Source organism: Caminicella sporogenes DSM 14501, assembly GCF_900142285.1.
GTDB lineage: Bacteria > Bacillota > Clostridia > Peptostreptococcales > Caminicellaceae > Caminicella > Caminicella sporogenes.
On the sequence record NZ_FRAJ01000005.1, the window covers coordinates 155,985 to 172,713 of the forward strand.

The following is a 16,729-nucleotide window of genomic DNA, read 5'->3' on the forward strand; positions in this document are numbered from 1 at the left end:
AGTTTTGCAATATTTTTAGTAAAAATTAAAACAGGTATGGAAATAAACCATACCTGCTTTTAAACAGCTTGTTCATTCACTTCTTCAAGAGGAACCACATCTATAATAACTTCATAACTTAATTTGTTTTTTAATCTTTTAATCATATTTTGCTGTTCTGACTTTTCAAAAGATTCACCCATAACTATAATATCTATATTATTTTTTTCTGCAAAATTTCTCAAAGTTTCTTCAATGTCTGGTGCTTTTATAACTGTTAAATCAGCTCCATATGATTTTGATTTATCAAAAAGATATTCTAAAGCATCAGACTCTTTTAGTTTTCCAAAATACTTCCAGCCCTCTTTTACTACATGAATAACATGCAGTTCTCCATTTAATTGTTTCTTAATTTCTGCTCCTCTTCTTATCAACCTTTCACAAGATTTTTGTTGAGTAACACAGACCATTATATTTTTTACTGTTTTTCTCATTTCAAACCCCTTTCCGGTTAATTTTACCGTTTTATTGGGTTCAAACATATACTTATTAACTCTGTATATTCCCCCTATTAATTATTATACTACAATTTAATTCTATTTAAACATCTATTACATTTTGTTAACTTATTATACTATAGCAGCAAGTAAAAGTATTTCCTCGTTGTTATTATATATCATAGGAAATTGCGATATTGGCAATGGATTTGTACCTTTACCTACTTCTATAGTATATCCCGGTCTTCTATATTCCTTGATAAACCAATCTTTATATCCTGAATAAGAAGCTGTACCGTATGTTTCTTCTAATCTATAACCACTAGCCCTAGAAAACATTTCGCCTATTGTCCTTGCAACTGGCGGTGCCATGTTTTGAAAGTTCCAATATATAACCTGACCTTGACTGTGATATGATAATGTCAGTTTAAAATTATGTTTTCTCGTAAAATCTGCAACTGCTTTAGATTCTGGTTCAGATTCCGGATATTCTCCTGGATACCTTCTAGGTCCGGGTTTATCATAACCTAATTTTTCTGCAATCTTTTTATATTCCTCCCATAAAGCATCATAATTGTGATTTAAATCTACTCCTCTTATATTAGCCGACCAAACTTTAGAAAAAGGAAGTCCTGTATCATTCCATTTTAACAACTGCTCATAATATGGATTATCCGGACTTAAGCCATTAAGTACTAAATCTACCCCATCAGGATTGACCATTGGAATTATATATATACTGCTTTTATTCCATATTTGCTGTAAATCATATCCTCTGATATTCTTTCCATCTGTAAAACTTTTTAAGAAATTTTCAGTAAACTTCATCAATAGCGGTGTAGTAATCCACTCTAAGGCATGATGTGAAGCATTATAAAAAACTTGATTTGACCCTTTTCCCAGTCTTATATAATATAAATTTTTTCCCAATACACTCTTACCTGCCACTCCTACTTCAATAAAAGGATACCTCGCTTTTAACCCTTCTATATCTCTTTCCATTATTTCATAAGTATAATCTATATTTGTATCTACTACATCTATACCATACGGTACAACAATTTTTTGTCCTACTTGAAGTTCATAAGGATTTAAACCCGGATTAGCAGCAACTATCTTATTTACTGTAGTATAATACCTTTTAGCTATATCCCAAAATGTATCTCCACTCTTTATATAATAAATATCATAGCCTAACAAAAGAGGTTTTAATACTTTATATGTTTGAGGTCCTATTATACCATCAGGAGTTAAGTTATTGTTTTTCTGAAAATTTATGACTGCCTGTCTAGTTTGCCATCCAAACAAACCATCTATTGCCCCGGGATTATATCCTATCTTTTTTAACAATGATTGTATTTCCATTACATCAGTTCCTTTTGAACCTAACTTTAAAATTCTCAAATCATTTACCTCCTAAAAATACCTTTTATTATCATCTTATACTCTCATTTATATAATGTGATTTAATCTTAAAAAGTTTTAATTGTATAGTTATGTGTTATAATATTTATTGAATTAAAATTGGGAGGTTGCATATGGAAAGATATACAAAAATTATAGGTCTTACTGGTTCTTGTTTTATACGAGAATATAAGAAGAAAAAGCACCATAAAAATAAACTCAGGGAAGTAAAAGAAGATACAGTAGCTAAATTTTTCTTAGAAGGTTCTGCTGAAGTCTTAGTTGTCTTTGAGGAAACTGGAAAAGAAATTTTGTTAAATATAAATAGCAATCCTGATGATATAATGAAGTATTTAGGAAAATCTTTCTTGCCATAAAAAAAGAGTGAAGAAAATTTTCTTTCTTCACCTTTTCTACTTTAAAAATTTATTGTTCTTTTATATTAGATATTGATGCATATCTTCATTGAGTTCATTTTTTGTACAGCTTATAGTCATAATAAAATCTATATTATAAGACTCTGAAATACTTTTTAATTTATCAATAAACTTAGGTATATCATCATGATTTGCCTGCATTACTTTAAACAGACCATCTATATAAATCTTGTTGATGTCGTAATCATTTGAAAGAATTCCACATAAAAAGCCAAAGAATTCATCTGCATTTTTCAATGGATATTCATCCATACTTATAAATCTCAAATCATGTCTTAAATCGTACATATGTCTTTTATCATCATCAACAAATATTACATTTCCTTTTGAACTTTCAACATCTTTATTTGCCATATTAATCAATTTTTTTGTCTTTCCACTGCCCTTTGGACCAGCAATAATACTTATCATTTTAATCTCCTCCCTTTAATATATTAGAGAAAGAACTCTGTTAAAGAATATTCAAAATATTCTTTACTAGAACTTCTACAAATCTTCATAAATTCCTTCAAAAACATTTAACTAATTTACATCTATAATATTCGTGTTTTTTATTTTATCTTATCTATATAATTTTTTCTCAATTGACCACAAGCTGCATCTATATCACTGCCAATTTCTCTTCTTATAGTTGCATTAATACCTTTTTCTTTAAGTATTTTTTGAAATTCAATCACTCTATCCTGATTTGATGTAGTATAATTTTTCTCTTTTATTTCATTTAAAGGGATGAGATTTACATGACACAACATGCCTTTTAATCTTCTGGAGAGTTCAAATGCATGTTCTATTTTATCATTAACTCCCTTTATTAAAGAATATTCAAATGTTATCCTTCGATTCGTAATTTTTATATATTTTTTACATGCTTTCAAAAGTTTGTCCATATTATAAACTTTATTTATAGGCATAATCTTATTTCTAATTTCATCATTAGGAGCATGTAGTGATATAGCAAGGGTTAATTGTAATTTTCTCTCTGCAAGGTCCAATATCTTAGGAACAATTCCACATGTAGATAAAGTTATATTTCTCATACTTATATTTAATCCAGAAGGATGATTAATTATTTCTAAAAATTTCAATACTTCATCATAATTATCTAAAGGTTCCCCACTGCCCATTAAAACCACATTTGATATTTTTTCACCAATATCTTTACTAATAGATAAAATTTGCCCAATAATCTCTCCTGCAGTTAAATTTCTAACCATGCCGTCTATAGTCGATGCACAAAAACTACAGCCCATTTTACATCCTACTTGTGTTGATACACATACAGAATTTCCATATTTATATCTCATTAAAACACTTTCAATTACATTTCCATCTTTTAATAAAAAAAGATATTTTCTATTTCCATCATTTTTTGACTTTAATACTTTTAATATATCCATATTTTTCAAATATGATACTTCTTTAAGTTTATTTCTAAATTTTTTAGATATATTAGTCATCTCCTCTATATCTTCTATGCCCTTATATATCCATTCAAAAATTTGTTTCCCTCTAAATCTCTTTTCACTAAGCTCAACCACCAACTCCTCAAGCTCTTTTATAGTTAAACTTCTCAAATCAACTTGTTTTTTCACATTATCTCTCCTCATTTTAATTTTATCTATATATAAAATCTCAAAATATAAAATCTCAAAGTAAAATTAAAGATGTCAATTAAATACTGACATCATATAATTATTACACGCATTTACAATGCTTTTTTATGAAATTTACTTCCAAAATAATTCGTTCCCCAAACTCCTGTAAGTATCATAACTGCTCCCACAAATTGATACCAATAAAAAGGTTCATGTCTTATCAAAACACCTGCTATAATAGACACTACACTAGATAGATTTGCAAAAACTGCAGACCTTGAAGCCTCTAGCTTTGATAGAGTATAATTTACTAGAAAAAAAGCTATTACTGAAGAAAGAATACCTAAATATAGTATTGATGATAGCACTTTATAATTTAATAAAGGTTCAAAATATCTAGTTATTTCTCCTTTTAAGAGATGTTCTAGCACAGCTATAAAGTTAAATGCTATTGCCCCTATCCACATCATTGCAAATGTTATTTCTACAGGTTTAAATTCTGCTGAATACTTTCTAGATAAAATATTGAAAATTGAAGCACATAAAACAGCCATAAGCAGTACAATAATACCACTTATATTTGAACCTATTTCACTACTTTTCATAATTATTATAAAAATAGTGCCCACAACAGATAATCCAACAAAGATAATCTGAATTTTAGAAGGATATTCTTTTAAAAATATAGCTGCAAATACTGTTACAACAACAGGTATCAAAGCTATCATCATACCTGACTCCGATGCAGTAGTCATTTTTATTCCAAAAACTTCAAATATAAAATACGTTACCGGCTGTGCCAAAGCAATAGCAATAAGTTTATGTAAACCTTTCCCTCTATAATCAACATTTATAATTTTAAATATTTTTAATAGGCTCAAAGTCAACGCTGCTATTCCAAATCTAAATCCTAAAAGATGAAAAGGTCCTATTCCAGATAAAGCTTCTTTCGTAAATAAAAATGAAAAACCAAATATTAAAGACATTCCTACTCCAGCTAAATAAGGTAAATATTTTTCCTTCTCTGCCATAACTCTACCTTCCTTTTATATTTTTGAATAAAAATAAATACTACAAAAAATATATCTTTAAAACAACCCTTTTCTATAAAAAATATACTATCATTAGTTTCTACTTAAAAGGAACAGAAGTTTTTTCAGATAATGCTTTGCCTTTATTTTTTAAATATCTTTTAAGCTTTTCCTTTGAGATATTCATAATTAATTCTTCAGGCATTTGAACTAATTTAAAAACTTCAATTACTTTATCAAATTTACCTAAATCAAAAGAAATATGAGCATCACTTCCTGCTATTATTTTAACTCCAAGCTCTTTAGCTTTTTTAGCAATTTCTATGCAATTTTCTCTACTCCCTTTTCGACCCGGATTAGTAAAAGAACTATTGTTTATTTCTATTATTACATCATTTTCTTTAGCAGCTTTAACAAATTTATCAATATCTATAGGAAATTTCGGATTTCCCGGATGAGCTATTATATCTACATACTTATTTTTCATAACATTAATAAAAGCCATTGTATTTTCCTCTACACTACCCGGCTTTATGCAAACATCATGTAAACTTGCTAAAACTAAGTCAAGTCTTTTTAAATATCTTTCTTCTATATCAATTTTCCCATCATAATTTATAATATTTGCTTCTACACCTCTTAATATTTCTATTCCATCAATTTCTCTAGGTATTACTCTTTGATTACCTATATGAAAGATATGAGGTCCACCCGGCATTGCTGGTCCATGGTCAGTAATAGCAAATAATTCAATCCCCCTTTGAATTGCAGCCTTTACATAATCGTGTACACTGCTATATGCATGTCCACTAGAAATAGTATGTATATGTGTATCTAATATAAGTTTCACAAAATCACCCCTCAAAATTAATAACCCTTTTCTAAATCCACTACATTTAATAATTTTTCATTGTTTTTGTATCTTTTTAAATTTTCATATATAACTTCAAACCTTCTTTCATTTCTTTTTTCTGATACCCATGAATTATGCGGAGTAATATAGACATTTTTAAAATCCCATAAAGGACTATCTTCCGATAGCGGTTCATTTTCAAAAACATCTAAAGCAACCCCCATGAACCAGCCTTCTTTCAATTTTTCAATTAAATCTCTTTCATCTAATATGCTTCCTCTAGAAACATTGATTAAAACAGAATTCTTTTTCATTTTGCTCAATCTTTCTCCATTCATTAAATGATGTGTTTTTTCTGTATATGGTATTGCACAAATAATAATATCACATATTGCTAAAAAATCGTCAAGATTAGATAAAGAAAAACATTTATCAAAATATTTTATATTCCTACCATTTGTATTCAAACCATAAATTTTAACTCCAAATCCTTGAAGTCTTTTAGCTGCTTCTATAGAAATAGTTCCTGTTCCTAAAAAACCTACTACTTTACCATATAATTCTAATAAACCAGTATTAATTTTCCATTTCTTTTCTTTTTGTCTTTCATAAAAATATCTGCTATCTTTATAAATTTCCAATATTTTTAGTACAATCCATTCACCCATTGGAATACTGTACCCACCCTTATTATTTGTTAAAATAATTCCCTTCTTTTTTATATAATCAATAGGTGCTTGATCTATACCTATACTTGATAATTGTATCCATTTTAAATTTAAAAGTTTTGTAATATCTAATCTATTAAATGGATTATAACAAACTAATATATCTATGTCTTCTATTTCTTTTGAATTTATTATTTCTCTTTCATAGATATATTTTACATCATAACCCAATTTTTTTATAGAATTCATTTTTTCTGTGCCGTAATCATATGTAAAAAGTACTTTCATAATAAACTTCCTTTCAGTTAATTTTTTTAAAAATAAAGTTACTGCAAAGCAGTAACTTTATTTACTAAAAATTTCATGTTCATAATCTTCAACAACTTCACTCAATATATCAGCTAATCCGACAAATTCACAGCCAACTGTAAAACCATTATTTATTCTCTGACATCTCACTATTTTGAGTACACTATAAAATATTTTTTCTTCATCAATTGTAACTTTAGCATTAAAATAGTATCCAATAGGAAATTCTCTCTTGCTAATAAATCCTATACCCGACCTAGAAATATTTATAACTGTAACATCTTCATTAATATCATTTAAAGTCTTATCTCCGCACTTATATAATGACTTAATATTTAAATTAATATTTACAGGTAATCTTTTAAACTTTCTTTTATCCTCCATTATACTCCCCCTTATTTACTCCAATTTACTATTATTATATAATTATACATTTTATCAAGAAAATAAACAAACTATAAATTATATAGATAAGTTTTAAATGCTTTTATCTACTATTAAAATATCAACAATGTAAAATTTATCATAAAATATATTATAAAGATATAAAGAGGGATGAATATGTCTAAATTTTCTAAAAATATACATACTCTATTGGCATCAGAAATTTTCATCAATTTATTATGCTCCAAATCAGTAAAACTAGCTGAATTATATTCTCTACTCAATATACTTATTAAATCTGAAATCCCATTTGACTTGTCATTTTCACCTGGCACAAGACGCACAATTGAAAACATCAAACTCGTTATATATATTAATCCTACTACTACAATTGATTTCATAATTAAATTAGAAACCGGTGGAAACATATTTAATGGCTAATTTATAATGCAACTTTTAATTTATACTCAACTTTATTAACCTCAATTATTTCTTTAATTAAATTATTTAAACAATCTATCGCTTCCTCAGGTAATTTATCAACTCCATTATCCTTATAATTCAAATCTGAAATAAAATTAATTCTATATTTTATTCCTTTTATTAATTCACTTACATAATTTTCATCTAATAAATTTGGTATAAAACCTTTAATTTTAACAATCTCTATACCTGAAAAATTACCCCATTTCTCAAAATCAGCTTTCCCTTCTACTATACTATCTAACAGCTCAATAGTAATTTCCTTTGATATTTTTTTATCCATAAAAAAACCAGTATTAAATATATAACAGTTAACTTTTTTATTTTTAAACAAATCTTTAAATTTCTCATAATCCTCAGCCAATGGATAAGTTCTAAATGGATTAGCGTATGGTTCTATTACTAAAGAATCTTTATTTACTCCCTTAGCCAATCTTTCAGCTGATGTTCTTTTTGTAGCAAGTGTAGCTCCCATTGTAGCTGCAAGTATCGGATTATTGATTTTAAGTACTGGTGGTAAACTAGGGTCTTTCATTAACCATATTATTGCATTTATAGGTTCATCAAATTTATTTAATCTGTTTTTTGTCCATAATTTTGATTTTATTGCTCTTCCATTTCCATTTCTAATATCTTCCGTAACCAATACTATTTTTCCATTTTCATCCATAGTTGCTCCACAATTTTGTACAGTCAGTAAATATTTATTATCTTTGCATGAGCTTGGATAATCCTGTGTTTTATCAAAATATGAAGGTTCAAGAGCTATAGAAGTTTTATTTTCAGTAGAAATTATAAATGCATCATCATGAAGTATAGATATGTCAAATTTATCATTATGTCTTTCATGAGTCAATGTCGATTTTCCAGAACCCGACAGTCCAAATACACCTACTATAAATTTTTTACCATTATCTAAATTATATCTTTTAAGTCCTCCATGACAGCATATATATCCGTTTCTATTTGCAATACTCCATGCCAATGTTAAAGTTCCCTTTTTATGTTCTCCAAAATACCTCATCCCAAGGATTGCAGCACAATTTTTCTGTGGCTCAAACAATGTAAGTCCTAAAGGATGTCTTTCATCTCTCCAATCAGGGTCTGAAAAAATGTATATATCACCTTCACCCTGTATAAGTTTAGAATGTTTATACATTTCAATATATTCTTCATTAAAATACTGAAAGTTTAAAAGCCAATTATATAATATATTTTCATGTCCCTTAGGAATTAGCAAATGAGCTCTTACCATAAAATCCCTATCAAGTCCTACTACAGCAGTAGCATGATACATTTTCTTATATCTTGTATTATATACTGCTTCTCTTAATAAAGCAGCATATTCATCTTTATTTGTATCTGTCTGTCTAATTATTTTTCTAGCAGCTGCATATCTTCCAGTTACTTCTCCATCATTAAACAAAAGTACTTTAGCATCTTTATCAAGTCCTATTTTTTCAGGCTTAAAAATTGACATATCAGTTATTATTGTACCTGGCGAATTGACAGCAAGATTATATGCTTCTTTAACAGTATTTATATATGCTACATTATTTCTATAAAATGCTGTCTCAATGGTCGTTCTAATTTGTGAAAAAATTGGATTTGTGCTCCCTATTTTCAAGCTATTAAAAGCACCTACAGTTGCCATTTAAAAATCCCCCCAACAAAATAATGAATTATTTATAACATACTTATTGACCTTTAGCAGCTATATTTTAACATATTTTTTTGTATTCAAAAAGTAATATTACATATTATTAATATATGTGTTATACTTTTATTGCAAAAAAATAAAAGCTAGGACAATTCTCCTAGCCAAATAAATATTTTTTAATTATAACCTTTTTTTATTTTTTTTAGAATAAATCTTTCTATTTTCCTAACAAGCTGTGTCCACCAAAATTCTTTGCTCTCAATAGGCACTACTAAAATAGTATAGAGTCCAACTCTATTCCCTCCAAGAATATCAGTAAAAATTTGATCACCTATTACAGCAGTATTTTCCTTATTTGCTTTCATATAATTCATAGCTTTATAAAATGTAGTTTTAAAAGGTTTTTTAGCTCTGTGAAATGCTGCTATTTCTATATTTTCAGTAAACTTGACAACTCTATCTTCAGTATTATTAGAAACTAAGCAAATATTAAATCCCTTTTTCTTAACTTCATCAAACCATTGTATAACACTTCTAGGTGCAGTTTTTTTGTCCCATGCTACTAAAGTATTATCTATATCTACTATTAAATTTTTTATTCCCCTTTTTTTCAATTCATCTAAATTTATATCAAATATTGAATCTACGTATAATTTAGGAATTAATAAATTTTTCATCTTGTGCCACCTCAATCCAGTAATTTAAATTTTTATTATTATTTCTTAGGTGAAATTGCTATCAATTTATTTATATGCTGACCTTTCTTAACAAATTTTTCTTCATACTCTGTCATAATATTCCCATCCACAAACTTACTATTATGCAAATCTCTTGTAACCATAACTATTTCCCAGCCCATCTCTTTAAATTCATCTAACGAAAAATCAAAAAGCATATCATTATCAGTTTTTAAGTGAATTTCTCCTTTTGGAACTAATATCTTTTTATATAATTCTAAAAATCTTCTATGAGTAAGTCTTCTCTTACTATGTCTTTCTTTTGGCCACGGGTCAGAAAAATTAAGATATATTCTCTCTATAAAACTTTCATTAAAAATATCTTCTATTTTTCTAATATCAGAATGAACAAAATAAAAATTTGATGGCACTTTTTCCGGCAGTTTATTTAATCCTTTTATTATTACTTTTGAATTTCTTTCAAAAGCTAGATAATTTATATCATGATATTTTTCTGCCATTTTTACAATAAATCCTCCACGCCCTGCTCCAAATTCTACGTGAATAGGATTGTCATTACCAAATATATCATTCCAGCTATATCTATATTGTTCGGGGTTTGTTATAACTTTATCATGCATTTCCATCTTTTCTTTTGCATTTTTTATATATCTTAACCTCAATACATGTCATCCTCTCAATATATTTTAATCTTCTATTAACTTTATCAAATTAAATTTTACATTCAAATATAACAAAAAATCCAATATTAAGTTTTGCAATCACATATCTATATTATACTTTTTATGCATTAAATCTTACAAATATTTTTTCCTATAACTAAAAAAAAAAGCGTTTTACTGCTTTTTATCTCTTTCTAAAAACCTTCACTTTTCAGCCATTTATCAGCTTCTTTAATATTTGTAAAAAATTTCAATTTAAATGGCATATTTTTTACACTCAATTTCATTTGAAGCTCTATTACTGATTTATAAATATCTGAATCATCTATTATTACTGCACAAGCAACATATCCATTCTTAGTCCACAAATTAGCATATTTTTTTATATCTTGAGTAATCATCGAAGTTTTATAAGCTTTTAAATCACAACATTTTGCCCACTGCTTTCCTTTAAATATGGGAATAATTTTTTTAATATATTCTCTATGTAATCTTTCTACATCCTCAGGTTTCCAATACCCTATACAAGTTTCATAAACTAAATTTCTTTTTGGATTTAATCTTATAATATATTTTCCTTTTATATCTTTTATTTCCATAACACATCACCTTTTATATACTGTAATGTTGTAATTTGTCGAAGAATGTCTGTTAATATTTTATTAATATTTTACAATAATTTTTAATAGCTTTCTATAAAACACCTAAGTAATTTATCTTAAATTTTTCTTAAATCATTTTTAATATTTCTTATAAAATAAAAAATAAATCTCCTACAGTAACTTGCTACCATAGGAGACTTGCCATTTTAAGATATAACTCTCTCTTTTTTATAATTTTTAGTATTATATTTGTTTTCTTCTATAAGTTTATTTACTATCTCTACTATACTTTCCATTGAATAAGTCTTAGACAATTTCTTTATATTCTTTTTCATTTCTCTTAATAAACTCGGATTTTCAATTAAATTGTCTATAACATCTGTTATTTCTTTTATTTTTTTCACTCTTATACCTGCTCCTGTATGAACTAGAAAATCTGCATTTTCTTCCTCCTGTCCAGGTATTACATATGGTATTACCATAGGAATATTCTTAGCTATTGACTCCGAAACTGTCAGTCCTCCTGGTTTAGAAATAATAATATCGGATATATCCATTAATTCTGGTATTTTATTAGTAAATCCATATACTATTATTTCTTTATCCTCATATTTATCCATATATTTTTGTTCTATTCTAATTCTTAAATCTACATCATTTCCACATACTGCAATTATCTTAATTCTATTTTTACTCTTAACTAGCCTCTTTAAAACTTTTTCCATCGCTTTAAGTCCTATACTACCACACATTAAAAGTATAGTAAAATCATCTTTTTTATTTTTCTTCTTATCTATTGATGAAACAAAAAATTCTTTTCTTATTGGAATACCATAATGGTATATTTTTTCTTTTGGTATTCCCCTTTCCATCATGCTAAGTTTTGTATAATAACTTCCTGTAATATATGCATCTACACTACTATGCACATATGTTTGATGAATTTTATAATCTGTAACTACTGATATAAATGGAATACAAATCTTCCCTTCTTCTTTTAATTCACCAATTACATTAACCAAAAAAGGATGTGTAGCAATAATCACTTCTGGATTATGTTTTTGTATGATTTGATATATTTTATTACGTAAAAACTTAGTAATTATACGAGTTATTTTAAAATTTACCTTTCTCCTATCACTCAACTTATATAATTCCCTATAAGTTTTAGGAAATTTTTTTACCAATATTCTATATCCATCTGATATAAAAGAATCCAATAATTTATTCGTCTCTTTTAAAGCATCTAACTTTACCACACTATATCCATTTGATTTTAATAATTCTTCTAATGAAGCAGCTGCCTGATTATGTCCTCCTCCTGTTGATGCTGTAAATATAAGTATCTTACGCACTATGCTTACCCCTCTCTAATGTATATTTATATATTTAAAACAGGGTTTCCTTTTTTTCTCATTTTTATTTCTAGCTAATATATATTATACACCTTTAATTATATAATTTGGTTAATATTTGATAAAAAAATTTTTATTAATCTTTTTAAGCAAAAAATGAAGAACTAACAGCACCTAAAATATCTGTTAGTTCTTTTCAAAATCTATATTAAAGAGGGATTTATCCAAATAAACTTAGTAAGGCAGTTGCAAGTATAAGCATAAAAGCTCCTCCTATACGAGATGAAATCTGAGCAAACGGCATTAAATTCATACGTTTTGATGCAGATAAAACAGCTACATCTCCTGTTCCTCCCATATTTGCCATACATAATCCAGCTGTAATTGCTGATTCAATTGGATAGAATCCAAGCAAGCTTCCAACAATACCAGAACCAAGTACTGCACCTATTACTGTAACTGTAACTAATAAAATATATTGTAAATTAAATGAGCCGATAACTGCATTTAAATCTGTATATGCTATACCTATACCAACTAATAGTGCTGGAGTCAAATTAACCATTATAAATCTAAACCATTGAAAAGCTCCTACTTCATATTTTCTTGGAACTATACCTATAGCTTTAACTACAGCAACAGATATTATCATTAAAGCATATGAATGTATAGGAATAAATTTAGCTAATATTTTGCCCCAAACAAAGAAAGTAGTTGATAATAAAAGTCCAATTCCTAAATTTCTATAATCTATTTTTTCTATCTTTTCTTCTTGTTTAACTTCTTCAACATTTCCTTTTAATAATTTCCCATTTCCAGTAAGATTTGTTTTAACTTTACCTATTTTATCTAATAAACCTGCAACAACTATAGATAATGCATTTCCAAGTGCAAGAGCTGGAATCATTACAGACAGCATTTCCTTTGGGTCTACTTTTAAAGCTTCTCCAAATATTTTTGATAACGGTACAGCACCAGCTCCCATACCTCCACCCATTATAGGTAATCCTATATAAAGTATTGCCTTTTTAGCACCAAATCCTATTAATCCACCAACTAATCCAACTAATCCTAATGCAGCTGCCACTCCAGCAATAATAGCTGGTAAATATCTTATAGCTGCTTTTATTAATAATTTTCTATCCATACCTAATATACTTCCAGTAATAAGTGCTGCTATATAAAAACTCAAAAATCCTTGTCCTTTCATAAAGTTTGTTACAATTTCACCAGTAGCTTTAGGTAATATACCATAGGTAATTAAAGCAGCTGAACCAAATATAACTACAATTGGTCCTCCACCTAAATAATCTTTTATTATAGGCGTGTGATTACCTATTTCATTAAATATAGCTCCTATTACCATCATAATTGGATATGCTCCAATCATTCCCTTAGGAAGCACACCCATATAAGTTGCCAATAAAACTACAAATGTAACAAGTGCAAATACTGGTATTGACATTCCCATAATTTTATATCCTTGATTTTCCAAGTTATTAATATCTTTTTTCCTCTGTACTGCACCAACCATTTTTCTTCCTCCTTTAAATGTTTTCGGCTTCTAAAATACAGCTTTCAAATTTTTTAACATACACCACTTTCTTTTGCTGCTCTTGCTACTGCCTTAGCTACTCTCTCTACTATTCTCTTATCAAATGGATTTGGTATAACATAGTCCTCATTAAGTTCTTCATCACTTATTATCCCTGCTATTGCATAAGCTGCTGCTACTTTCATTTCTTCATTTATTTGTCTAGCTCTAACATCTAACGCCCCTTTAAAAATTCCTGGAAAAGCTATGACATTATTTATCTGATTTGGAAAATCTGAACGCCCTGTACCAACTACTCTTGCTCCAGCCTTTTTAGCTAAATCAGGCATTATTTCCGGTACTGGATTAGCCATTGCAAACACTATTGCATCTTTGTTCATTGACTTTATCATATCTTCACTTACAATATTTGCAGCAGATACACCTATAAATACATCTGCTCCATTCATAGCATCTTTTAAAGTTCCTTTTCTCTTATTTTTATTTGTTATCTTAGAAAGCTCTTTTTTATGTCCTTTCAACTTATCATTTCCCTCATAAATTATACCTTCTCTGTCACATACAATGATGTCTCTTGCACCAAGATTTATAAGCATTTTTACAATAGCTGTACCTGCTGCACCTGGTCCATTAACTACTATAGTAATATCTTCCATATTTTTATTGGTTACTTTTAATGCATTTATAAGTCCTGCTGAAACAACTATTGCAGTACCATGCTGATCATCGTGAAATACTGGTATGTTTAATTCTCTTTTTAATCTTTTCTCTATTTCAAAACATCTAGGTGATGATATATCTTCTAAATTTATTCCTCCAAAAGTAGGTGCTAAATATTTTACTGTCTTTACTATTTCATCTACATCTTTAGTATCTAAACAAATAGGAAATGCATCTATACCTGCAAATTCTTTAAATAATATTGCCTTTCCCTCCATTACAGGCATCGCTGCTTCAGGTCCAATATCTCCTAAACCTAATACTGCTGTTCCATCAGAAACTACCGCAACTAAATTTCCTTTAGAAGTATATTTATAAACATTTTCTTTATTTTCATGAATTTTTCTACAAGGTTCTGCAACGCCAGGTGTATATGCTGTACTTAACTCATCTTTATTTGTAACTTTTACCTTAGATATAACTTCTATCTTACCCCTTTTTTCTTCATGCATCTTTAAACTTTTTTCTGAATAACTCATCTAATATCATCCTTTCTAATTTTTGACTATCTTATATGAAAATTTTAACCTATATTAAAAAAACAAAAACATTTAGAAATTATTCTAAATGTTTTTGTAAATAAAAATATTTATGACTTTTTTTTAACAATTTTTACAAATACATATTTATTCAGCCTATAAATTATTCTCCAATATATCTATATAAATGCGACGGACGACCTACAGACCCATATTCCACTTCAATCTCAACTTCACCAATACTTTCCATATATTCCAAATATCTTCTAATTGTAACTTTCGATAAAGCTATATCTTCAGCGATAATTTCACTTGTAAGATATTCATTTTGATGTTTTTTCATAAATTCACGAATTCTTTGAAGTGTTTTTTTATGTAATCCTTTTTTTAAACTATTGTTTTCACTCTTTTTACAGGCCTTAGTTATAACATCTATTTCTTCCTGTTTAACTGCCTTAGTACCATGTAAAACTTTACATCTCTCAACATAATTTTCTAATGCTTTTTTTAATCTCTCATATTCAAAAGGCTTAATCAAATAATCTACAGCACCTAATTTAAGTGCTGCATCAATATTTTGAGTTTCCCTTGAAGCTGTAACTAATATAACATCTATCATCATAAATTTTTTTCTGAGTTCCTTTAAAAAATTAATACCGTCAAGCCTCGGCATATATATATCTAATATAATCAAATCAATTTTATTTTTTTTGCAAAAATCCATAGCTTCTTCACCATCTGATACTATACCGACAACACTAAAACCATCAACACTCTCAACATATCTCTTATTTAATTCAGCTACCATTGGGTCATCTTCTACTATTAAAACTTTAATCATCTTAAACCGTTGACTTATATCTATAAAAACCTTATAGAAAGCAACGCATACCTATAAATCTTTATAGATTTATAGATCTTATCCGATACTTCTATTATGAGGCTATAAACCTGCATAACTCGAAGTCGCTTTCTACTTTTATGGGATTGCACAGCTTTAAATTAAGCCAACGGTTTTCACCTCCTACTTTGTATTTCTGCTGTGCTTTTTTACTGCCTAGTAAACATATATTCCTTGCTCCGTTTAAATCTGCATTGATTATTTTATTTATAACTTTATCTTTGAATAAACCTCGTTTAACTCGCTTCCCACCCAATGCATTAGTTAAATCAAGGTTATATTGTAAAAGCTCTTGTATTACTTTTATATCTTCTGTAAAACAACTTACTTTAGAAGTATAACTTTCATCTACATATTTTACTTTTATTCCATAGTCTTTTGCTTTGTATTCTATATACCTTATTAGCTTCCCAAATGGTATTTGTATGAAGTTTTGTTTGTTAGCTTTATTTAATTT

Annotated in this window: 19 protein-coding genes; 1 reads left to right on the forward strand and 18 read right to left on the reverse strand. The window is 27.8% G+C overall.

Features of this window, described 5'->3' with window-relative positions:
- Positions 1-59: 59 nt before the first annotated feature.
- Together BUA90_RS03850 and BUA90_RS03855 are read right to left on the reverse strand one after the other, a co-directional pair.
- Positions 60-473: a universal stress protein gene (locus tag BUA90_RS03850; protein ID WP_072966101.1), complete on the reverse strand. Its 414-nt coding sequence runs from the start codon at positions 471-473 to the stop codon at positions 60-62.
- A gap of 135 nt (positions 474-608) precedes the next feature.
- Positions 609-1,880: a M14 family metallopeptidase gene (locus BUA90_RS03855; protein WP_072966075.1), complete on the reverse strand. Its 1,272-nt coding sequence runs from the start codon at positions 1,878-1,880 to the stop codon at positions 609-611.
- 134 nt (positions 1,881-2,014) lie between these two features.
- Between BUA90_RS03855 and BUA90_RS03860 the strand changes: the two genes are divergently transcribed.
- Positions 2,015-2,257 carry a hypothetical protein gene (locus BUA90_RS03860; RefSeq protein ID WP_072966076.1) on the forward strand — a complete coding sequence of 81 codons (243 nt, stop codon included), beginning with the start codon at positions 2,015-2,017 and terminating at the stop codon, positions 2,255-2,257.
- Between the two features lie 60 nt (positions 2,258-2,317).
- On the opposite strand, the gene BUA90_RS03865 is transcribed toward BUA90_RS03860, so the two are convergent.
- From BUA90_RS03865 to BUA90_RS03940, 16 genes are all read right to left on the reverse strand, one after another.
- Positions 2,318-2,728 (reverse strand): hypothetical protein, encoded by a 411-nt coding sequence (locus BUA90_RS03865; RefSeq protein ID WP_072966077.1) that lies wholly within the window; start codon positions 2,726-2,728, stop codon positions 2,318-2,320.
- Between the two features lie 140 nt (positions 2,729-2,868).
- Positions 2,869-3,909, reverse strand: a complete 1,041-nt coding sequence (gene rlmN, locus BUA90_RS03870) for a dual-specificity RNA methyltransferase RlmN (RefSeq protein WP_200793477.1) — start codon at positions 3,907-3,909, stop codon at positions 2,869-2,871.
- Positions 3,910-4,022: 113 nt separating this feature from the next.
- Entirely contained in the window at positions 4,023-4,943 is a 921-nt protein-coding gene (locus tag BUA90_RS03875) for a DMT family transporter (protein WP_072966079.1), read from the reverse strand.
- 100 nt (positions 4,944-5,043) lie between these two features.
- Positions 5,044-5,793, reverse strand: coding sequence for a phosphatase (locus BUA90_RS03880; protein WP_072966080.1), 750 nt, complete (start codon positions 5,791-5,793; stop codon positions 5,044-5,046).
- A 17-nt stretch (positions 5,794-5,810) separates the two neighbouring features.
- On the reverse strand, positions 5,811-6,752 hold the full coding sequence (locus BUA90_RS03885) for a phosphoglycerate dehydrogenase (RefSeq protein WP_072966081.1): 942 nt from the start codon (positions 6,750-6,752) through the stop codon (positions 5,811-5,813).
- Between the two features lie 57 nt (positions 6,753-6,809).
- The gene (locus tag BUA90_RS03890) at positions 6,810-7,157 is read right to left on the reverse strand and encodes a PilZ domain-containing protein (RefSeq protein WP_072966082.1); all 348 of its coding nucleotides are present in this window, start codon (positions 7,155-7,157) and stop codon (positions 6,810-6,812) included.
- Positions 7,158-7,270: 113 nt separating this feature from the next.
- Positions 7,271-7,558: a hypothetical protein gene (locus tag BUA90_RS12375; protein ID WP_159429994.1), complete on the reverse strand. Its 288-nt coding sequence runs from the start codon at positions 7,556-7,558 to the stop codon at positions 7,271-7,273.
- 41 nt (positions 7,559-7,599) lie between these two features.
- Positions 7,600-9,294 carry a phosphoenolpyruvate carboxykinase (ATP) gene (locus BUA90_RS03900; RefSeq protein ID WP_072966084.1) on the reverse strand — a complete coding sequence of 565 codons (1,695 nt, stop codon included), beginning with the start codon at positions 9,292-9,294 and terminating at the stop codon, positions 7,600-7,602.
- A 182-nt stretch (positions 9,295-9,476) separates the two neighbouring features.
- Positions 9,477-9,977 carry a YqeG family HAD IIIA-type phosphatase gene (locus BUA90_RS03905; protein ID WP_072966085.1) on the reverse strand — a complete coding sequence of 167 codons (501 nt, stop codon included), beginning with the start codon at positions 9,975-9,977 and terminating at the stop codon, positions 9,477-9,479.
- Positions 9,978-10,015: 38 nt separating this feature from the next.
- Positions 10,016-10,660, reverse strand: a complete 645-nt coding sequence (gene trmB, locus BUA90_RS03910) for a tRNA (guanosine(46)-N7)-methyltransferase TrmB (RefSeq protein WP_072966086.1) — start codon at positions 10,658-10,660, stop codon at positions 10,016-10,018.
- Positions 10,661-10,854: 194 nt separating this feature from the next.
- On the reverse strand, positions 10,855-11,259 hold the full coding sequence (locus tag BUA90_RS03915; protein ID WP_072966087.1) for a DUF7793 family protein: 405 nt from the start codon (positions 11,257-11,259) through the stop codon (positions 10,855-10,857).
- A 209-nt stretch (positions 11,260-11,468) separates the two neighbouring features.
- Entirely contained in the window at positions 11,469-12,617 is a 1,149-nt protein-coding gene (locus tag BUA90_RS03920; RefSeq protein WP_072966088.1) for an MGDG synthase family glycosyltransferase, read from the reverse strand.
- 220 nt (positions 12,618-12,837) lie between these two features.
- A complete protein-coding gene (locus BUA90_RS03925; RefSeq protein WP_072966089.1) occupies positions 12,838-14,151 on the reverse strand; it encodes a 2-hydroxycarboxylate transporter family protein in 1,314 nt (437 codons plus the stop codon).
- A gap of 53 nt (positions 14,152-14,204) precedes the next feature.
- Positions 14,205-15,371 carry an NAD(P)-dependent malic enzyme gene (locus BUA90_RS03930; protein WP_072966090.1) on the reverse strand — a complete coding sequence of 389 codons (1,167 nt, stop codon included), beginning with the start codon at positions 15,369-15,371 and terminating at the stop codon, positions 14,205-14,207.
- Positions 15,372-15,534: 163 nt separating this feature from the next.
- Positions 15,535-16,212, reverse strand: a complete 678-nt coding sequence (locus tag BUA90_RS03935) for a response regulator (RefSeq protein ID WP_072966091.1) — start codon at positions 16,210-16,212, stop codon at positions 15,535-15,537.
- Positions 16,213-16,306: 94 nt separating this feature from the next.
- Positions 16,307-16,729 (reverse strand): zinc ribbon domain-containing protein (locus BUA90_RS03940; protein WP_143146265.1); only part of this gene is annotated, 423 nt, incomplete at its 5' end.